The following is a 20,503-nucleotide window of genomic DNA, read 5'->3' on the forward strand; positions in this document are numbered from 1 at the left end:
GACAGATACACAGGGTGAAGGAGATTCCAAAGCTTTGTGCTGCTTTTTCCTCAGCAGAGGTAAGCCTATCTGCTGCTCAGCGCCACTTTGAACCTGCGCTTTCAATCGGCTGCCGTCCATCTCTTACTGATAGTGGGTGCCAAGATGTGTAGTAATGATCATGTAGGATGAGTTGTACAACCACTGACGGTGCCGCGGCGATCTTTATCTAGCTCTAAGCAGCTGTAAACCAATTAACTATAACTAGAAACTGCTGTGGCCGTTAAATAAATGTCTTGGAATAACATAAAAGTATAAAGCTATGAACGATGAATTACATAATGAAAGAGGATACAGGCCTGCCTCATATGCAGGAACAAGACCTGCAAGAGGATATAGTACTATGAAAAGGATTTCCTGGGGAGCCGTATTTGCGGGACTGGCAGTGGCGTTGGTAGTACACCTGACGCTTAGCCTGCTGGGTTTGAGTATAGGTATGGGGTCAATCGATCCTGTAGAGGAGCAAAACCCTATGTCAGGTCTTGGTACAGGCACCCTGATATGGTGGGTTGTAAGTATGTTGCTTGCTCTTTTTGCCGGCGGCTGGGTGGCGGGTCGCTTGGCAGGCATGCCTACCGCGTTTGATAGTATTCTGCATGGTATCCTGACCTGGAGCCTCTTCACACTGGTATCCTTCTATTTACTAACCACTGCTGTTGGTAGTGTTATCAGTGGCGTTGGGAGTGTGGTAGGCAAAACGCTTTCACTTGCCGGCCAGGGTGTGGCGGCAGTAGCACCCAGAGCAGCAGATGCGATAGGAACTGAACTGGAGCAGCGAGGCATCGATTTCCAAACAGCTAAGCAGGAAGCCCGACAGATATTACAACAAACAGGAAAGCCTGAACTGCAGCCTGAGAATATTGAACAAGAGGCAAAACAGGCAGGTAGCACCGTACAAAGCCAGGTAGGCGAGGCCGCTGCAGACCCTCAGTCTGCTGGCTCTACTTTTGATGAAGTGATGGACAGGCTGTATGGCCAGGGGGCAGAGATAGCAAGTGCTGCAGACCGTGAGGCGGCCGTAAATGTTATCATGGAGCGCACCGGCAAAAGCAGGGCGGAGGCAAATGAGATTGTGGACAGCTGGGCCAAAACGTATGAGCAGGTAAAGTCACAGTACAAGGAGACAAGGGCACAGGTAGGGCAACGTGCCCAGCAAATAGGTGGTGATGTCGCCTCTGCCATCTCGAAGGCGGCTATCTATGCCTTCTTTGGGTTGCTGCTGGGAGCCATAGTAGCAGCCATAGGAGGCAAGGTAGGAGAACCAAAAGACCTGGTTGCAACCGGCGATGATGGGGTCCGACCTGTTTGATTCGTGTCGTAGGCAGCTGCTACAGCTGCACTTAAAAGTAAAACGCCTGCCACATTGCTGTAGCAGGCGTTTTTGTAAGTATAAGTCGTAGACTTAAGCGTTGTCAGCTCTTGACATACGGTTACGCTCGTTCTCGTCCAAATAGATCTTGCGCATGCGCAGGCTCTTTGGCGTCACCTCCAGGTACTCATCCTTCTGGATGTATTCCATGGCCTCTTCCAGCGAGAAATTCTTGGCTGGAGCGATCTTCGCGTTGTCATCAGAACCGGAAGCACGCATGTTCGTCAGCTTCTTGCCCTTCTGGATGTTAACCGTGATATCGTTCTGGCGGTTGTGCTCCCCGATAACCTGGCCCATGTATACATCTACACCCGGATCAACGAAGAATACGCCTCTGTCCTGCAGCTTATCGATAGAGTAAGCAGTGCCAGGGCCGGTCTCCATAGAGATGATAGAGCCGTTGTTACGACCCGGGATAGGGCCTTTGTACGGCTCATAGCTCTGGAAACGGTGGTTCATGATGGCCTCACCGGCAGTAGCTGTCAGCACGTTGTTACGGAGGCCGATCAGACCGCGTGCCGGGATGTTAAACTCCAGGTGCTGTAGGTCGCCCTTTGGCTCCATGATGGTAAGCTCACCTTTGCGCATCGATACCAGCTCGATAACCTTGCCAGAGGTTTCCTCCGGAACGTCTACTACCAGGTGCTCGATTGGTTCGTGGCGTACGCCGTCTATTTCTTTAAAGATTACCTGCGGCTGACCAACCTGAAGCTCATAGCCTTCGCGGCGCATGGTTTCGATCAGAACAGACAAGTGCAGGATACCACGACCGAATACCAGGAAAGAGTCCTCACGGTCGGTTTCCTGAACGCGCAGGGCCAGGTTCTTCTCTGTTTCCTTCATCAGACGGTCGCGCAGGTGACGTGATGTTACGAACTTGCCCTCTTTACCGAAGAAAGGAGAGTTGTTGATCGTGAACAACATGTTCATGGTTGGCTCGTCGATGGAAATACGGGTAAGTGGCTCGGGGTTCTCCGCATCAGCGATCGTATCGCCAATGTCGAATCCTTCTATACCTGTCACGGCGCAGATCTCGCCGGCAGTTACTTCCTGAACAGCTTTCTTGCCCAGACCTTCGAATACCTGCAGTTCTTTGATGCGGCCTTTCTTGATGGAACCGTCTGCTTTGCAAAGCGAGATCGGCATACCTTCCTTCAGTGTTCCACGGTGCACGCGGCCAATGGCGATACGGCCCACGAATGAAGAGTAGTCCAGGGACGTGATCTGCATTTGCGGCGAACCTTCGCGGTAAGGCGCGGCAGGAATCACATCGATGATAGCATCCAGAAGCGGCGTGATGTCAGTTGTGGGCTGAGTCCAGTCGGTGCTCATCCAGCCTTGCTTCGAAGAGCCATACAGCGTGGTGAAATCCAGCTGGTCTTCCGAGGCATCCAGGTTAAACATCAGGTCGAACACCTGCTCATGCACCTCGTCGGGGCGGCAGTTTTCCTTGTCTACTTTATTTACCACTACAATCGGCTTCAGGCCAAGCTGTATCGCTTTACCAAGCACGAAGCGGGTCTGTGGCATGGCGCCTTCAAAGGCATCCACCAGAAGTAACACCCCGTCGGCCATTTTAAGCACGCGCTCTACCTCACCACCGAAGTCGGCGTGACCAGGCGTGTCAATCACATTGATCTTAACGCCCTTATAGCGAACCGACACGTTCTTAGAAACGATCGTGATACCACGCTCGCGCTCCAGGTCGTTGTTGTCCAGAATAAGGTCGTCAAACTGCTGGTGCTCTGCGAATAGCTTGGAAGCATGGATGATCTTGTCCACGAGCGTCGTCTTGCCGTGGTCTACGTGTGCGATGATCGCAATATTTCGAATATTTTGCATTGAATAGATTTTTCGAGCCGCAAAAATACTGAAAAGGCTTCAGACTTTCACTAGGTACCTCGAAATAAACAGGTTATAGTTGTATTAAATTTATTCTGTAGTGGCCGTAGCTGATACAGGGTATAGGGCAAACATTATCTTGTTAGAGTTTGTTTCCTAAGGGGTTAGGAAATTTTAACGTATACATAAAAGGGGCAAGCTTTTTGCCTGCCTAAACAAGTATGAAAATGATCCAAATATTTTTGTTGATAGCCCTGCTACACCTCACAGCCTGCAACCAGCCAGAAACCAGTGCCGCATTTATGTCTGCCACGGCCTTAGCTGGCGATGAGCCGCTGGATCAGGAGCTGGAGGCCGAACTGAGCGAGGCAGCCCTGCAGGACACGGTCGTGAAAACGGAGGTGGAGTGGCGCAGGCAGCTCACGCCAGAGCAGTACTATGTGCTGCGGCAGGAGGGAACCGAGCCACCCTTTAAGAATAAGTATAACAGCAATAAGAAGAAGGGCACCTACTACTGCGGCGCCTGCGGTAACCCCCTGTTCAGTTCCGCTACCAAATTCGAGTCCGGCACCGGCTGGCCCAGCTTTTACGCGCCTATTGCCCGAAAGCAGATAAAAGCGGTGGAGGATAGGTCGTTTCCGGGGGAGGTGCGCACAGAGGTGGAGTGCGCCCGCTGCGGCTCCCACATCGGCCACGTGTTTGAGGATGGCCCCAAACCGACCGGCCTGCGCTACTGTCTTAACTCGGCGGCCCTCGATTTCAGGGAGAAGAAGTAAGGTTGGTTGCTAGTTGTTCGTTATTAGTTATTGGATTCTCAGCCATAGGCGTGAGGCAGGTGTTGTTATACTTCCTCTACCGGAGCGTGCCTCTCCTGTAAAGTACAAACCAGCAGCCCATAACCAACACAACCATTAACTAACAACTACCCTCTGCCGTACTCTAACTCTGAACCAAACAGAACAGAACTATGGAAGAGCTACATTCAGAAGCTGAAAATATAGAGAACACCGCACAGTGCATCATCGAGGCCTTCAAAGCGTTTGAGGTGCGTGAAGGCAGCGTGCTTCACTACCAGCAGCTGTACCCCTACCTGCAGGAACGATACCCGCACTACAAGGATGTGCAGAAGGAGGCGGAGCATCACCTGGCAAAGGAAGGCTACATTAACCCCGCCCCGGACGGTCTGATGCTGACGCAGGTAGGGCATGAGTACGTGTGGGGTGGCGAAGGCCGCTGATGCTCAGGCATAGCAAGTTTAAAGCCGCTGACACAGGTTGATTAACCTGTGTCAGCGGCTTTTCTTATTTTAAAATGTAAGCAGTTAAGCTAATCCCGGCAGAAGTAGAAGGCAGTGCTGGTCAGTGAAATGTGTAAAATCAGTGCTAAGCTGTGGTCTGTGCGTATACCTTAATACAGGCTTGTGTAAACAGCTAAGTTTAAAACAGCGATACCAGACCATGAATAAGTATATAATGTACAGTATAGGGCTAAGTTTGGCAGGATTGGGAGCCTGTACCTCTTTAAGTGAGGGCCAGGAGAACCTGCCGCCCCCTATTCCCGCCAATAAGCGGGTAACGCTTCAGCATAACCTAGACGAGACCTTGCTTGAGCATATGGATAACCAGGCCAGCGAGATTAACCGGAAGCGTAATATAGAGCAGTTTGATCTCAACAAACCAGCCATGACACCCAACACCCTTCGCCCGTTGCTGCTCCCTCTGGCGCCAATAGACTCTACAAGACACTTCCTGTACTGGCCAATGCAATGGGAGGTGCAGCCGCTACCTCCAACTAACGACCAGTAAAAAAGGCCTCCGCTATACTTGTAGCGGAGGCCTTTTCTGTTGAGGAAGTATGATATTACTTTTTCTTCTTCTTCCGGTTCACATTCTCCGGTTTCTGGTCATCGCCCAAGTGCAGCTCGTCCGGCTCCAGGTCCACGTACACTTCATTCTCGGGCGGCGTGTTCTCAGATTCCCGGTCTACTTCCCTGGGTGAGGGTTTTTTAGATACTTTGTTCTCATGATCCTTTTTCCCTAGGTTCTCCCCGTCGTCTCTCCTCGATTTTTCGCTATCGTTATGCTTCATAAACAAGTATACTTTAAGGTGATGCTTTGTCTTACGGAAAAATGAAGCGTAAGTCATAGCTGAAAGCTGTTTTTGCCAATTGCCAGGGAGGCGCGGCGCAATCGCGCCGGATTTGTATATTTGCACCTATAAGACAAAACATGACCACTACACCAAAACGCTATACTGTTACGGCCGCGCTGCCGTACGCCAACGGACCTGTTCACATCGGGCACCTGGCCGGGGTATACCTGCCAGCCGATATCTATGTGCGCTACCTGCGCCTGCAGGGCCGCGACGTGAAGTTTATCTGCGGATCGGATGAGCACGGCGTACCGATCACGATTCGTGCCAAGAAAGAAGGCATCACGCCGCAGCAGGCCGTGGATAAGTATCATGAGCTGATCAAAAAGTCGTTCGAGGATTTTAGGGTGTCGTTTGATGTATATGACCGTACTTCTTCTAAGATCCACCACGAAACAGCTTCTGATTTCTTCCTGCAACTCTACAACGACGGCAAGTTCATCGAGCAGACCACGCAGCAGTACTACGATGAGAAGGCGCAGCAATTCCTGGCCGACCGTTACATCGTAGGCACCTGCCCCAAGTGCGGCAACGAGAATGCCTACGGCGACCAATGCGAGAGCTGCGGTACCTCGCTGAATGCCACCGACCTGATCAACCCCAAAAGCACGCTGAGCGGCGCTGTGCCGGTTATGCGCGAAACGAAACACTGGTACCTGCCCTTGAACGAGTATGAGCCATGGCTGCGCGAGTGGATCGTAGAGGGCCACAAAGGCGACTGGAAATCGAATGTGTACGGGCAGTGCAAAAGCTGGATAGACCAGGGCTTGCAGCCACGCGCCGTAACCCGCGACCTGGACTGGGGCGTGCCGGTGCCGGTAGAAGGGGCTGAAGGCAAGGTGCTGTACGTGTGGTTCGATGCGCCGATCGGCTATATCTCCGCCACCAAAGCGCTTACGGATGATTGGGAGAAGTATTGGAAAGACGAGGACACCAAGCTGGTACACTTCATCGGCAAGGATAACATCGTGTTCCACTGTATCATCTTCCCGAGCATGCTCAAGGCACACGGCGACTTTATACTTCCGGATAACGTGCCGGCCAACGAGTTCCTGAACCTGGAAGGCGACAAGATATCTACTTCCCGTAACTGGGCGGTATGGCTGCACGAGTACCTGCAGGACTTCCCGGGCAAAGGCGACGTGCTGCGGTATACCTTGTGTGCCAATGCGCCTGAAACAAAAGACAACGATTTTACCTGGAAAGATTACCAGGCCCGCAACAACAATGAGTTGCTGGCCATACTTGGTAACTTCATCAACCGCGCGGTGGTACTTACCCAAAAGTACTACGAGGGTGCCGTGCCTACGCGTGGCGAGCTAACCGACTACGATAAAACCGTGTTGGAGGATCTGGAGGGAATGCCGATGGTGATTGCCACCTATTTGGAGCGTTACCGTTTCCGGGATGCGCTGGCCGAACTGATGAACCTGGCCCGCCTGGGCAATAAATACCTGGCCGACACAGAGCCCTGGAAGCTGATCAAAACAGACCAGGAGCGCGTGAAAACCATCATGAACATTGCGCTGCAGATTTCTGCCAGCCTGAGCATTCTGATGGAGCCGTTCCTGCCAACCTCTGCCGAAAAGCTGCGCAACATGCTCAACCAGGAGCAGGGCAACTGGTCTACGGCCGGTTCTGCTGACTTGCTGCCTGCCGGCCACGTAATCGGTAAGCCGGAGCTGCTGTTCGAGAAAGTGGAAGACGCCGCCGTGGAAGCCCAGGTACAGAAACTGCTGGACACGAAAAAGGCCAACGAAATGGCAAACGCCGTGGCAGCACCTGCTAAGGAGAACATCACGTTCGAGGAGTTCTCTAAAATGGACATCCGCATCGGTACCATCCTGGAGGCTGAGAAGGTCGCCAAAACCAAAAAGCTCCTGAAGCTCAAGATCGACACCGGGATTGACCAGCGCACGGTCGTCAGCGGCATTGCCGAGTTCTTTAGCCCGGAAGAGATCATCGGGCAGCAGGTAAGTATATTGGTGAACCTGGCTCCGCGCGAGATCAAAGGCATCACCAGCCAGGGTATGATCCTGATGGCCGAGAATGCCGATGGCTCGCTGGCCTTTGTGCAGCCAGGCAAAGAGATCAAGAACGGCGGAACAGTCAGCTAGAAGTATACTCTCACAAAGTATAAACAGTCTCTTAAAGTATAAACCTCACCGGTCTTAATAGGCAGGTGAGGTTTTTTATTTTAATGGCAGAGGTGAAAAACGAACTTGGCAACTCCGTTTCAGCTATCGCTAAAGAATAACCACGCCAGCACATAGCTTAACAAAACAAGGCCTATGCCCAACGCAAAGACGGTATAGGCGAGCTTGAGCAAGCGGTATTTCCTGGACAGCACTTTTCCCTGCAGGTAGATGTTGTCGGCCATGCTGTTGTAGAGCAGGTTGTGGTCGCGCATGATGTTGCGGATACCCTCCCGGTACGTGCCGGAGTCCAGTTGCACGAAATCTCCGAAGAAGAGAAAGTCTATCTTGTTGTCCGGTACGGCCATGTTCTTGATGTTGGGCCGGGTGGAGCGGATGGCCAGGATAACGGTGACAAGGCAAACCACCGTGAGCAGGATGGAAGGGAGAAGCAGGTGCGGCACATCCTGAAACTTGCTGAAGAAGGACGATATCATGATGGAGGCGATGATGGCATTCACCGAGATGAGCATGTTGGCTTTGTTATCGGCAATCACGCTTAGCTGCAGGTGGCTGGCCATAGTGGTCCGGAACATGGTTTCTATCCCTTTGCTGACCTTCTGCTCTTTCTCCTTCCGTAGGTCTTTCTTCAGGCTTTTATTCTCCTCCCAAAGTGCTTCCAGCTCGGCGTTGTCTTGGCTGAGTTCCTTGCGCTTTTTCTTTAGGAGCTTCAGGTTGCTCTCTTTGCCGCCCGAGAAGGCGCGTTTAGCGTACTTGGTAAAGTAATAATGCTTTTTGAGAAGCGTGATGTGCCTTTCGATCCAATTATACTGCCCGATTTTCGTGGTGGAGGCGCCTGCTTTCTGCTCGGCCCTGGGCACAAAGTCTTCTGCGGCCAGGAAACTGGCAACGGCATCACAAAGGGCCTCCTCCAGCAGGTCCCGGGGCTGCTGGGGATAGCGTGTGGCAGCTATGCTTTGGGATATCTTCAGTATTTCGGCCTTAGATAGGCCACTGCTCACTAAGAACTCGGTGACGGGCAGAATCTTTTGCTCCTCTAGCAGCTCCCCCTCCTCGTCGCAGTACAGGTCATGGAGCCAGGCCGCTAGCAAGAGGAGCCTATTGTCGCGCTCATTGAAGTCGCAGAACCTACTAATGGCCTCTGCCACGGCGACCAGGCTTTTGGTATGCTGCAGGTCAAACCCCACTAACTCGTTCGTGCCCTTCATCGGCAGGTGGTGCCCTACAAAGACATTCGCCCTATCCAGAATATCATCGTCTATCATTTCGCACGGTGTAAGGTTTCTACTAATTTAAAGCATGCTCCAGAGTTCATACTCGCTAGGGCAGGTATAGAACTAAGTAAAGTATTTATAGCTGTTTAGTAAGTTATGTATACGATTTCTAGAATCATAAGAGTGTGCCTGCATACTTAGCAAATGGCGTGGTTTTTATAGTGGACTGGCGCTCTTTCGACAGGTTGCCTGTGCCTGGTGCTGGAGCGCGAGGTGTGGGGGCCACACGGGCTTCATTCCCTTTTTTATAGCAGCCTGGCGTGGCAGAAAAGCAGATACAGAATTATACACAATGTGTTCGCTGCCAGTATTCATTTTATGGCTGTTGACGTAAATATGAAGTATGGAGTATAACTATGAATTATACCTGTAATCCTGAAATTGACTAGAATATGAGTCGAAATAGACAACTTGCCGCTATTATGTTTACCGATATTGAAGGGTATACGGCTATCATGCAGCATGATGAGCAGCAGGCATTGGCTCTTAAAGACCGGCACCGCGAAGTGCTGCAGCGCTATCACCAGCAATACAATGGCCGCATTGTGCAGTACTATGGCGATGGGGCGCTCAGTATGTTCCAGAGTGCCGTGAGTGCGGTAGAGTGCGCGCTGGCCATGCAGTTGGCGTACCGGCAGGCGCCACAGGTTCCGGTGCGCATGGGCCTGCACATGGGGGATGTGGTCTTCGATGAGGAGCAGCTTTTCGGAGATGGGGTAAACCTCGCCTCCCGCGTGGAGTCTCTGGGTGTGGCCGGCAGTGTGCTGATCTCTGACAAGGTACAGGATGAAGTCCTGAATCACCCGGCTATCAAGACCTATTCCGTGGGCGTCTATCAATTCAAAAACGTGGAGCGGAAGGTGGAGGTGTTCGCCCTGGACCACGAAGGCCTGGTGAAGCCCGCCCCAAACTCCCTGAACGGGAAAACGGAGCAAAAGAAAAAATCCGCCTTGAGAACTTCAAAAAGGCCGCCGCCCAAGAGTATAGCCGTACTGCCCCTCGTGAACATGAGCAACGACCCGGAGCAGCAGTATTTCAGCGATGGGATTGCCGAGGAGATCATCAACGCCCTGTCGAACCTAAAGGACCTGAAGGTAGCGGGCCGCACCTCCTCCTTCAAGTTCGACAGAAGGAACGTGGACCTGCGGGAGGTGGGCGAAAAGCTTGGCGTGAGCACGGTGCTGGAGGGCAGTGTGCGCAAACAGGGGGAGCGCTTTCGTATCACGGTCCAGCTGACCAAAGTAGAGGACGGGTTCCATATGTGGTCGGAGAGGTATGACGGGGATATGCACGATATCTTTGCGGTGCAGGACCAGATCGCGACGGAAATAACCGAGAAAATGAAGGTAACCCTGCTGGGCAAAGGCCGGAGCAAGATACGGGAAACTTCTACCCATAACTCGGAGGCTTATGAACTATACCTGAAAGGCAGGTTCTACCTTAACAGGAGGGGCACTTATATCATCACAGGTATAAAATTCCTGGAGCAGGCCATCAAGCTGGACCCTGGCTTTGCCCTGGCGCATGCCGAGTATGCCGACGCCAACCTGATGGCCGGCCTTTACGGGCTGGTGCCGCCCAACAAGGTGATGCTCAAAGCCAGGCGATCCGCCGAAACGGCTCTTAAGCTGAACCCCATGCTCTGTGAAACCTATTGTGCGCTCGGATCTTACTATTGCTACATCTGGGACCTGCCCGAAGCGGAAAAGAACTTCCTGAAGTCGATAGAGCTGAACCCTAGCTATGCGCCGGCCCATGTCCGGTACGGGTTGAATTACCTGGCCTGGATGAAGGGGGATTTCGCCAAAGCGGAGGAGCATGGTCGGAAGGCCATCAAACTAGAGCCGCTTAGCGCCATCTGCTTCGGCATCTACGCCCAGATTCTGCACACGGCCGGCAAGTTCAGTGAGGCGCTGGAAGCTTGTAAAACCGGGTTGGAGCTGGACGGCAGTTCCTTCCTGTGCCTGCTGTATGAAGGATATTCCTACCTGTTCCTGAAGCAGTATGAGAAGGCGCTGGCCTGTTTTGAGCGGTTGATGGTGCTCTCGGACAGGCATAACTTCGTACACGGAGCCCTGATCATGACATTGAGCAAGATGGGGGACCTGGAGCGGGCGCGTCAGGAGCTCAGCAACCTCAAGGAGCGGGCCCAAAGGGAGTACATCGTGTGCACGGTGATAGGAATAGCGGCTGGCTGGGTAAACGATAGCCTGGATGAGGCCTTCCATTACTTCGAAAAAGGCTATCGGGAGCATGACCCCCTGCTGGTCTCGCTCAAGCACGAGCACTGGGTTTCCGATGCTATCAGGGCGGACCCACGCTACCCGAAACTGCTGGAGAAAATGAACAATCGCAACCTCCTGCGGTACCAGAGCAGGTAGTTGGGCGGCGCTTTCATCAGGAGTAGTTGCGTCCAGCGAGGCAGGTCTAGCCCACGGCTACGCCTGCCTCGCTGGACGCAACTGTGGCTTTCCCGTTTAGCCGCGCCCGCTCTATATGCTGTACTACAAAGTATAGACCTATGCTTACCACTATGGCCAGTACGCTCAGCACCCACCAAAGCGTGCCGAAGCTGTAGCGGGAGGCAATGGTGGTGCCCAGAAAAGGGGCAACCACGTGCGCCGCGGCATACGAAATGGTGTACAGTCCCAGGTAAGAACCGCGGTTCCGGTGGTTGGAGCGCTCCACGGAGATAGTGGCCATAAAGGGCATCACGAGTATCTCCGAGAAGCTGAGCAGCACCATGGCGATGTACAGCAATGCAATGTGCTGCCCCAGGTTTAGAACCACGAAAGAAGAGCCCAGCACTAGCACACCTACAGGTATGAGCCACGACTTCTTTATTTTATCGCCGATCAGGTAAACCAGGATCATCTCGAAGAGGAAGACGATAAACCCGTTCAGGGCCAGCAGCGTGCCGATACGGCCTTCGGGCAGCACGTACACCTGGCGGTAGTAAAGCGGCAGGGTGGAGAGCAGCTGGAAAAACAGGATCGCGAAGCCGCAGTTGAGAAGTATAAAAACAAGATACATGCCATCGGCATACGGAGAGCGCACCTTTTCCATACTTGCCGCAGCAGTAGCCGCTTCCTTCTGCGGTTTGTGCCCCTGCCGTTTCCTGAAGTAGATAAAGAAGAACAGGCCCGCCAACATGGAGGCAACGCCATCGCCGATAAATAGGAACTTGTAGGAGATGGCCGCCACCAGGCCCCCTATTGCCGGGCCTATGGAAAAGCCCAGGTTCAGGGCCATCCGGTTAAGGGAGAAAGCCCTGGTGACGTTCTCGGGCCTGGCGTAATGCGCAATGGAGGCAGAGTTGGCAGGGCGGAGCATATCGTTTACCAGGCTAAGTATAAAAACACCCGCCGCAATGAACTGGAATCGCTCCAGGAACAGGAACATGAAGTATAAACTGCCGCCAACGGTGAGGCTGAACAGCTGCACCCGAAAATGACCGACCCTATCGGTTAGCCAGCCTCCTAGGAACGAGCCGCACACGGCACCAAGGCCATAGATGCTAAGGATGAGACCGGCCTCTCTCAACGTGTAGCCAAGCGACTCTGTCAGGTAAACCCCCAGGAACGGTATCACCATGGCCCCGCTTCTGTTAATGAACATGATGAGCGAGAGCATCCAGGCGGGGCGGGAGAGGCCACCGAAGGCGTTGCGGTAGAGCAGGAGAATTCTTTTCATAGCAGTGGCCCCAAAGGATGGGGCAAAGGCAAATGTATACTTTCGGGGGGAGATTTCGGCTGCTGCTCACCTAAAAGTATAAGCCCCTCACAAGTATAAACCGGGAGGGGCCTCTGGCATTCTTATATGAGCCTTACTTCGTGTTATACTGGTTCATGGTGCGCTCCAGGCCAATGGTGCCAAAGGCGATGGCGGAGTCGGCTGCTTTCTCGATCAGCGACTGCAGCTCGATGCTTTCGTCTTCGCTGAACTTGCTCAGCACATAATCCACCTGCTTGCCTTTGTGGAAGGCATCGCCGACGCCGAAGCGCAGGCGCGGGTAATTGTTGTGCCCCAGCGTCTGCTCGATGTGCTTTAGGCCGTTGTGGCCGCCGGCACTGCCCTTGGCGCGTATGCGCAGCTTGCCAAAAGGCAGGGCAATGTCGTCGGTGATCACCAGCATCTGGTCGGGCGTTAGCTTCAGGGAATTTAAATAATGGCCCACGGCTTTGCCACTCAGGTTCATGTAGGTGGTTGGTTTTACCAGCACAAAAGTGCGGCCCTTGGTTTTAATCTCTGTTACGAAGGCATGGCGGCTCACGTCAAAGTTGCCCCCATACTTGCTTGCCAGGTAGTCCAGCACCATAAAACCGATGTTGTGGCGTGTCTCAGCGTATTCGGGGCCAATGTTGCCCAGCCCCACAATCAGGTATTTCATATGTGTATCTTCGGCAGCGGCGGCTCCGGCAGAGGAGATACCCAGCCACTTTTTTATCGTGTTAATTGTTGGATTGCTCAAGGTCTTACTAGCTGATTGTTTATTGTTTGGAAGGCATATAAAAATGTGCTGCTGTATAAATTCGTTGCCTTACGAGCAACAACTTATAGTTTGGAGCTGAATAACAGGTAACAATAAACAGTTTAACCTAAAACAGAAGCAAAAAGTCCTGCCCCGCTCAGAGCAGGACAGGACTTTTGATAATATTCTGAGCTGTGGCTCAAGAAATTACTTTTTACCACGAGCCTCCTCCATCTGTGCACTCTTAAGGGCACGCGGAATAGTTACGGTAGCAATTGGAGCGCTTGGGTTAGTCAGGATTTCGTAGTTATCCGGCTGGATTTTAGAAACCTTGATAGACTTGCCAAGTTCCAGGTCAGAGATGTTTACCTCTACGAAGTCTGGCAGGTTAGCAGGAAGCGCCTTGATCTTGATAGAACGCAGCTTGGTTACCAGCTTACCACCAGCCAATACACCAGGAGAAACACCAACGAACTTAACCGGAACGTCAATCTTCACTGGCTTGTCGTCCTGCAGCTCCAGAAAGTCAACGTGCAGCAGCATTTCGTTTACCGGGTGGAACTGAGAATCCTGAAGGATGGCGCGGTAGTGCGTACCCTCAATGTTCAGGTCTACCTCGTGTACCTCCGGCGTGTAAATCAGATCGCGGAACAGGATAGCTGGAGCATAGAAGTGAACTTGCTCTTGGCCACCGTACAGTACGCCCGGTATTAAAGACTCATTGCGCAGCTCTTTCGACTGCTGCTTGCCGAGATTTGCTCTTTTAAACCCTATAATCTCTAACGTTTTCATAAAAATGTTTTTAAAAATGAAGCTGCAAAGGTATGGCTTTTTTTGATAATTTGTTAACCCTTGTTCGTTATTAGATTATTTTATTGGGAGCGAATAACGACTAACCAATAACCAAGCACGAAGTTAAATAAACAGCGAGCTGATCGATTCGTGTGTGACCACGTTGTTGATCGCCCGGGCGAACAAGTCTGCAAAAGACAACACCTTTATCTTGGAACTCTGCTGCTTCAGCGGAATCGTGTCCGACACCACCAGTTCTTCCAGCACGGATTTCTCAACGCGCTCGTAAGCGGGGCCTGAGAGAATCGGGTGCGTGGCGATAGCGCGAACGGTTTTTGCTCCTTTCTCCTTCAGCAGCTCGGCGGCTTTGGTTATCGTGCCGGCCGTGTCCACCATGTCGTCCACGAGCACCACGTCCATACCTTCCACATCACCGATCACCTGCATGGAGGCGATCTCATTGGCGCGCTTGCGGTGTTTGTCGCAAACGACCATCTCGGCACCGAAGTTCTTGGCAAAGGATCTTGTTCTCACCACTCCTCCCACGTCAGGCGATGCGAAGATCAGGTCCTCGCCCAGGTTCAGGCTGCGCAGGTAGGGCACGAAAATGGCCGAGCCATCCAGGTGATCCACCGGAATGTCGAAGAAGCCCTGGATCTGGCCTGCATGCAGGTCGCAGGTCATCAGGCGGTCAGCGCCGACCGATTGTATGGCGTTGGCTACCACCTTAGAACCGATCGCCACACGCGGCTGGTCTTTTCTGTCCTGGCGGGCGTAGCCATAGTAGGGCATCACCACGATTACTTTATGGGCCGAGGCACGCTTGGCGGCATCCACCAGCAGCATCAGCTCCATCAGGTTGTCGGCAGGCGGAAAGGTGGATAGTACGATAAACACCTCTGCGCCACGAACTGACTCATTGTAATGTACGCCTATCTCGCCGTCGCTGAAACGGGAGAGGGTAAGGTCGCCGAGCTTAGTGCCATAAGCGGCAGCTATTTTCTCAGCCAGGTAACGGGATGCTGAACCAGAGAAGATCTTAACTTGGGGCATAACGGTGCTAAAACTAAATAACGGTTGGTTTGTGTTTAGTTGATTATGCCCGCAAAGCTACCAAAAATACTAATGGCAGGCATGAAATATTTCTGATTTTTAACCAGTTACAGCTGCCGTAGGAGCAAAAAAAAAGAACAACACCCGGTTGAGTGTTGTTCTTTTTAAGTTGTCCGACCAGGGCTCGAACCTGGACTCTTCTGAACCAAAATCAGACGTGTTGCCAGTTACACCATCGGACAATCTCCCTACTAAACTTCAGGACTTTCGTCCCTGTGTCGTTTGGTGATGCAAAGATAGAGAGACGATTTTAAACTGCAAACAATTGCTCTAATATTTTTCGAAAAATATTAGTCTAAAATCTGCTCCAGGGCCGTGTCATAGTGCTTTTTGGCCACTGTGATTCCCCCGAGAAGCGCGCCGTCTATGTGGCAGTCGTGGGCTGTTACCTTGCCTAATTTCGTGAAATTCACGCCTTTATTTTGCAGGGCGCTTTCGAATGCCGCCTGCTGCGCTGCGGAAACAGAAACCACTGCGCGGCTCTGGCTCTCCCCGAATAAATACGCGTCTTTTCTGAAATTCTTATCTGTCTCGATGTCGAAGCCCAACTCTTTTGGCATGGCCGACTCGAGCAGCGCGATATATAAACCTCCGTCCGCCACGTCGTGCGCCGACTTCACCAGTTTCTGCGCGATCACCTCTTTCAGGGCAGCCTGCAGCTTCAGCTCCTCGTCCATGTTAAAGTATGGGGCAGGGGTAAGCTTCACGTTGTGGTAGGAGTACAGGTACTCGGAAGAGGCGATGTCGTTCTGCGCATCACCGATCATGTAAATCAGGTCTCCCGCGTTCTGGAAGGCCAAAGTCATGGCGTTGTTCTTATCCTCCAGGATGCCCAGCATGCCAATAGTTGGTGTCGGGAACACCGGGCCCTCGTCGGAAGACTGGTTGTAGAAGCTTACGTTGCCCCCTGTTACCGGCGTGCCGAAGGCGGTGCAGGCCTTGCCCATCCCTTTGATGGCGCCCACAAAATGCCAGTATACTTCCGGCACATACGGGTTGCCGAAGTTCAGGCAGTTTGTGATGGCCACCGGCTCGGCGCCGGAGCATACGATGTTACGGGCTGCTTCAGCTACGGCAATGGCTGTTCCTTCTCCCGGGTCGGCGTAAACGTAGCGGCTGTTGCAGTCCACGGTAACGGCAATCGATTTATCCGTGCCTTTTACCTTTACCAGAGCGGCGTCAGAAGGGGCGTTGGTGGTCATGGTGGCGGTGCCTACCATGGAGTCGTACTGGCGGTATACCCAGCGCTTGGAAGCGATGTTCGGGTGCGTGGCCAGGAATTCGGCCACCGCCTGGTAATCTTCCGGCTCGGCTACCTGGTCGATGTCAAATTTCTTGGATTCGGCAAAATAGGCTGGCTCGCGGTACTCACGGTGGTAAACCGGAGCGCCTCCGCCCAGTACCAGGTCATCGGCCGGTACCTCGGCAGCCAGTTCGCCGTTCATGTAGTAGCGCAGCGTGCCGCCCTCGGTTACCACACCGATCTGCTCGCAGTACAGGTCCCACTTGTCGCAGATATCCTTTATGGTCTGCTCGTAGCCCTTCTTCATCACGATGAGCATGCGCTCCTGGCTTTCTGAAAGGAGGATCTCGAATGGCACCATGTTCGCCTGGCGGGTAGGAACCTTGTCCAGCCAGATATCCATGCCATGCTCCCCCTTGGCGCTCATCTCGGAAGTAGAGCAGGTGATGCCGGTAGCGCCCATGTCCTGCATGCCGATCACGTGGCCCGACTGGATGATCTCCAGCGTAGCCTCCAGCAGCAGCTTCTCCTGGAAGGGGTCGCCCACCTGTACGGAGGGAAGGTCTTTGGCTGAGTCTTCGGTAATATCTTTGGAGGCGAAAGCTGCGCCATGTATACCGTCTTTACCAGTGGCCGAACCCACGATGAAGACCGGGTTACCCACGCCGTAAGAAGTAGCCGAAGCCGTTTCGCCTACTTTTACGATACCTGCCGAGAAGGCATTTACCAGCGGGTTGATGTTGTAGCACTCGTCGAAGAACAACTCGCCGCCCACGGTTGGTATGCCGAAGGCATTGCCGTAATCGCCGATGCCTTTTACCACACCGCGCAGCAGACGCTGTGTTTTCTCTGATTTCGGGTTGCCGAAGCGGAGCGAGTTCAGCTGCGCGATGGGGCGGGCACCCATAGTGAAAATATCTCTGTTGATACCGCCCACGCCGGTGGCCGCGCCTTGGTAAGGCTCGATGGCGGATGGGTGGTTGTGCGATTCTATTTTGAAGCTGCAGGCGTAGCCGTCGCCGATATCCACCAGGCCGGCATTCTCCTCGCCGGCTTTGGCCAGCATGCGCGGCGAGTCCTTTGGCAGCGTTTTAAGCCAGACAATGGAGTTCTTGTAAGAGCAGTGCTCCGACCACATTACGGAGAAGATACTGAGCTCGGTGAAGTTCGGGGTACGTCCCAGGATCTGTTTGATGTGTTCAAACTCCTCCTCCAGAAGGCCAAGCTTCTGAGCGGTTTCTACGGGAGTGAGTTGTTGATCCACTTGATATGCTGACTTCTGTAACGGTTTAGCAAAATAGGAACTTAAACCCTAAGAGTACAACTATAACGCCTGCCATTTAGCCGGCTTATGATTTCTAAAGCGGAAGCAGGCTTTCTTGTTGCACTAAAGTATGGGGTGTTTGCATTGATCGTAGTGAATTAAAATATCTCTTTTTTTCTGTAGCTAAACCGTTACCCTGGGAACATTTATGCGTAAAGAATCCCGCAACTCCTTAATAATTAATCTATGCCCCAGCTTATGACTACCGTAAATCCTGACGTGATTACAACTACTTGCGGACGAGTGTTAGACCTGAGCAACACCGAATTGGTGATTGAGCGCTCTAACAGCCTCTTCAGCTACAACATCCATAAGCTGAAGTCAGGAGAGTACATCATTGCCGAGAAGTTCTACGCCAACCCCTTTAACAACCGCTACATTCTGCTGAACGACGAGCAGATAGAGCTGCTGAAGAATTTGTAGGTGAATGTGCTCTGATTCTAAGGCTACGGCTTTATAATCAGCTTGTTAAACCGTACATTGTTGCGTTTTAACAAATCAGCCATGTTACACTTATTCATACTTCTGATAAGCGTGTGTTGCGGCTCCGGTACGGTTGCTGTTACCCACAACGCGGCCATAGCTTCGGCGCCGGCAGTAGCGCAGGAGCAAACCTCAACCTCTCAACAGGGGGCCTCTGCAAAGGAGCGGAAAAAGAAGATCAAGCCAAAGAATGAGCGTACGCCAGCCGCTGTTGCCGTAACCTCTATGCGCAATATTACAAGGGCCTCCGTGTCGCAGCGCAGCACCGATGGATACTATGCTGAGCTGGTGATCATGGATAGCGGCCTGATGCTGCGCGACCCGCAGGATCTGCAGATGATCGGCAGCAGCGGAAGCCAGCTGAGCGATGGCTCCCGCATACTTTTCGAGAATTTTGTACTGCCCTTTGAGGGAACTGTGCGCTTTAAGTCACCTAATAAGATGAATACCGTGATCTATGAGCGGGTGATCAGCTTTAAGGTAAATGAAGCTGGCCGGTGGGTGGTGCGCGTCGAAATCTGACAGGGGTCGCCGCTTCTCCTTATTTATGTGTAACTTGCACGGCAGTGGGGTGCCGAACCTCTTTTCCTGTGCTCGCCGCGGACGCCTATCCATGTGGCGCAAAACTTTTTATACCCTTGCATGGATATAAGAGATTTATACATTAGTTTTGCACCCTGAAATAACTCCGTTATACTAGTTAATCAATATAAAAAGTCAAATGGCAAATATTGGCAGAATTACCCAGGTTATCGGTCCGGTGGTGGACGTTAGCTTTGCGGGTGAAAACTCTAAGCTACCAAATATTCTGGATGCCCTTCAGGTGACGAAAGACAACGGCCAGGTAGTAGTGCTGGAGGTTCAGAATCACCTGGGCGAAGACCGTGTCCGTACCATTGCGATGGACTCTACAGAAGGTCTTACCCGTGGCGCTGAAGTGGTTGACCTGGAAGGCCCAATCAAAATGCCGACAGGCGAAGGCATAAAAGGTCGTCTTTTCAACGTGATCGGCGAAGCCATTGACGGTATTCCACAGCCAGTGAGCACAGGTGGTCTGCCAATCCACAGAGCTGCCCCTCGTTTCGAGGACCTTGCCACTTCTTCTGAAGTACTTTACACAGGTATCAAAGTAATTGACCTGATTGAGCCTTATGCAAAAGGTGGTAAGATCGGTTTGTTCGGTGGTGCCGGTGTTGGTAAAACTGTATTGATCCAGGAGCTGATCAACAACATCGCGAAAGCACACGGTGGTCTTTCTGTATTTGCCGGTGTAGGCGAGCGTACCCGTGAGGGGAACGACCTGCTGCGCGAGATGATTGAAGCTGGTATCGTGCGCTACGGCAAGAACTTTATGGAGTCGCTCGAGCACGGTGGCTGGGATCTTTCTAAAGTAGATGCCGAAGAGCTGAAGGAGTCGAAGGCTACCTTCGTGTTCGGACAGATGAACGAGCCTCCTGGGGCGCGTGCACGTGTGGCCCTTTCCGGCCTTACCATGGCGGAATACTACCGTGATGGCGAGCCAGGTTCAAGCGATGCTGGTCGTGACATCCTGTTCTTCGTAGATAATATTTTCCGCTTTACGCAGGCGGGTTCTGAGGTATCGGCCCTTCTGGGTCGTATGCCATCTGCGGTAGGTTACCAGCCAACGCTGGCAACGGAGATGGGTGCCATGCAGGAGCGTATTACGTCTACCAAGCGTGGTTCCATTACTTCAGTACAGGCTGTTTACGTACCTGCCGACGACTTAACTGACCCGGCTCCGGCAACAACGTTTGCTCACCTGGATGCGACAACAGTACTTTCCCGTAAAATCTCCGAGCTTGGTATCTACCCTGCGGTAGACCCGCTGGATTCTACATCACGTATCCTGACGCCAGACGTAGTAGGTGCAGAGCACTACAACACAGCACAGCGCGTAAAAGAGATCCTGCAGCGCTATAAAGAGCTTCAGGACATCATCGCCATCCTGGGTATGGACGAGCTTTCTGACGAGGATAAACTGGTAGTGCACAGAGCGCGCCGCGTGCAGCGTTTCCTGTCTCAGCCATTCCACGTTGCCGAGCAGTTCACAGGCTTGAAAGGTGTGCTTGTTGACATCAAAGACACCATCAGAGGCTTTAACGAGATCATGGACGGCAAGCACGACCACCTGCCGGAATCAGCCTTCAACCTGGTTGGAACCATTGAAGACGCTGTTGCCAAAGGCGAGAAGATGATGGCCGAAGCAAAATAAATTCATTTATCAG

Annotated in this window: 17 protein-coding genes and 1 tRNA gene; 9 read left to right on the forward strand and 9 right to left on the reverse strand. The window is 52.6% G+C overall.

Going from position 1 to position 20,503, the window contains the following annotated elements:
* The first annotated feature begins 382 nt into the window (after positions 1-382).
* Positions 383-1,348 (forward strand): hypothetical protein, encoded by a 966-nt coding sequence (locus tag OH144_RS00475; protein WP_266204331.1) that lies wholly within the window; start codon positions 383-385, stop codon positions 1,346-1,348.
* Positions 1,349-1,441: 93 nt separating this feature from the next.
* Here the strand turns inward: OH144_RS00475 and typA are convergent, their stop codons facing one another.
* Positions 1,442-3,250 carry a translational GTPase TypA gene (gene typA / locus OH144_RS00480; protein WP_266204332.1) on the reverse strand — a complete coding sequence of 603 codons (1,809 nt, stop codon included), beginning with the start codon at positions 3,248-3,250 and terminating at the stop codon, positions 1,442-1,444.
* A gap of 227 nt (positions 3,251-3,477) precedes the next feature.
* On the opposite strand from typA, the gene msrB reads away from it, so the two are divergent.
* The 3 genes from msrB to OH144_RS00495 all read left to right on the forward strand — a co-directional run bounded on the left by msrB (position 3,478) and on the right by OH144_RS00495 (position 5,055).
* A complete protein-coding gene (gene msrB / locus OH144_RS00485) occupies positions 3,478-4,026 on the forward strand; it encodes a peptide-methionine (R)-S-oxide reductase MsrB (RefSeq protein WP_323134760.1) in 549 nt (182 codons plus the stop codon).
* 191 nt (positions 4,027-4,217) lie between these two features.
* Positions 4,218-4,487: a hypothetical protein gene (locus tag OH144_RS00490; RefSeq protein WP_266204334.1), complete on the forward strand. Its 270-nt coding sequence runs from the start codon at positions 4,218-4,220 to the stop codon at positions 4,485-4,487.
* A gap of 220 nt (positions 4,488-4,707) precedes the next feature.
* Positions 4,708-5,055 carry a hypothetical protein gene (locus tag OH144_RS00495; RefSeq protein WP_266204335.1) on the forward strand — a complete coding sequence of 116 codons (348 nt, stop codon included), beginning with the start codon at positions 4,708-4,710 and terminating at the stop codon, positions 5,053-5,055.
* 55 nt (positions 5,056-5,110) lie between these two features.
* Here the strand turns inward: OH144_RS00495 and OH144_RS00500 are convergent, their stop codons facing one another.
* Positions 5,111-5,338 carry a hypothetical protein gene (locus OH144_RS00500; RefSeq protein ID WP_266204336.1) on the reverse strand — a complete coding sequence of 76 codons (228 nt, stop codon included), beginning with the start codon at positions 5,336-5,338 and terminating at the stop codon, positions 5,111-5,113.
* 140 nt (positions 5,339-5,478) lie between these two features.
* Between OH144_RS00500 and metG the strand changes: the two genes are divergently transcribed.
* Complete coding sequence (gene metG / locus OH144_RS00505; RefSeq protein WP_407676620.1) at positions 5,479-7,518, forward strand: methionine--tRNA ligase; 2,040 nt, start codon at positions 5,479-5,481, stop codon at positions 7,516-7,518.
* Between the two features lie 119 nt (positions 7,519-7,637).
* Here the strand turns inward: metG and OH144_RS00510 are convergent, their stop codons facing one another.
* Positions 7,638-8,822, reverse strand: coding sequence for a Pycsar system effector family protein (locus OH144_RS00510; RefSeq protein WP_266204337.1), 1,185 nt, complete (start codon positions 8,820-8,822; stop codon positions 7,638-7,640).
* A 401-nt stretch (positions 8,823-9,223) separates the two neighbouring features.
* Here OH144_RS00510 and OH144_RS00515 point away from each other — a divergent pair, with 401 nt between their 5' ends.
* Complete coding sequence (locus OH144_RS00515) at positions 9,224-11,212, forward strand: adenylate/guanylate cyclase domain-containing protein (RefSeq protein WP_266204338.1); 1,989 nt, start codon at positions 9,224-9,226, stop codon at positions 11,210-11,212.
* Between the two features lie 46 nt (positions 11,213-11,258).
* Here OH144_RS00515 and OH144_RS00520 read toward each other — a convergent pair whose 3' ends face one another.
* From OH144_RS00520 to purL, 6 genes are all read right to left on the reverse strand, one after another.
* Positions 11,259-12,524: an MFS transporter gene (locus tag OH144_RS00520; RefSeq protein WP_266204339.1), complete on the reverse strand. Its 1,266-nt coding sequence runs from the start codon at positions 12,522-12,524 to the stop codon at positions 11,259-11,261.
* 133 nt (positions 12,525-12,657) lie between these two features.
* On the reverse strand, positions 12,658-13,221 hold the full coding sequence (gene pth, locus OH144_RS00525) for an aminoacyl-tRNA hydrolase (protein ID WP_266206370.1): 564 nt from the start codon (positions 13,219-13,221) through the stop codon (positions 12,658-12,660).
* Positions 13,222-13,509: 288 nt separating this feature from the next.
* Positions 13,510-14,094 (reverse strand): 50S ribosomal protein L25/general stress protein Ctc, encoded by a 585-nt coding sequence (locus tag OH144_RS00530; RefSeq protein WP_266204340.1) that lies wholly within the window; start codon positions 14,092-14,094, stop codon positions 13,510-13,512.
* 123 nt (positions 14,095-14,217) lie between these two features.
* Positions 14,218-15,147 (reverse strand): ribose-phosphate pyrophosphokinase, encoded by a 930-nt coding sequence (locus OH144_RS00535; protein WP_266204341.1) that lies wholly within the window; start codon positions 15,145-15,147, stop codon positions 14,218-14,220.
* Between the two features lie 169 nt (positions 15,148-15,316).
* Positions 15,317-15,389, reverse strand: a tRNA-Gln gene (locus OH144_RS00540).
* A 108-nt stretch (positions 15,390-15,497) separates the two neighbouring features.
* Positions 15,498-17,714: a phosphoribosylformylglycinamidine synthase subunit PurL gene (gene purL, locus OH144_RS00545; protein WP_266204342.1), complete on the reverse strand. Its 2,217-nt coding sequence runs from the start codon at positions 17,712-17,714 to the stop codon at positions 15,498-15,500.
* Between the two features lie 258 nt (positions 17,715-17,972).
* Between purL and OH144_RS00550 the strand changes: the two genes are divergently transcribed.
* The 3 genes from OH144_RS00550 (at position 17,973) to atpD (ending at position 20,490) form a co-directional block, all read left to right on the forward strand.
* Positions 17,973-18,197, forward strand: a complete 225-nt coding sequence (locus tag OH144_RS00550) for a hypothetical protein (protein WP_266204343.1) — start codon at positions 17,973-17,975, stop codon at positions 18,195-18,197.
* 81 nt (positions 18,198-18,278) lie between these two features.
* On the forward strand, positions 18,279-18,779 hold the full coding sequence (locus OH144_RS00555; protein ID WP_266204344.1) for a hypothetical protein: 501 nt from the start codon (positions 18,279-18,281) through the stop codon (positions 18,777-18,779).
* A 199-nt stretch (positions 18,780-18,978) separates the two neighbouring features.
* Complete coding sequence (gene atpD, locus OH144_RS00560; RefSeq protein ID WP_266204345.1) at positions 18,979-20,490, forward strand: F0F1 ATP synthase subunit beta; 1,512 nt, start codon at positions 18,979-18,981, stop codon at positions 20,488-20,490.
* Positions 20,491-20,503 lie beyond the last annotated feature (13 nt).

The sequence above is a fragment of the Pontibacter kalidii genome (genome assembly GCF_026278245.1).
GTDB classification, from domain to species: domain Bacteria; phylum Bacteroidota; class Bacteroidia; order Cytophagales; family Hymenobacteraceae; genus Pontibacter; species Pontibacter kalidii.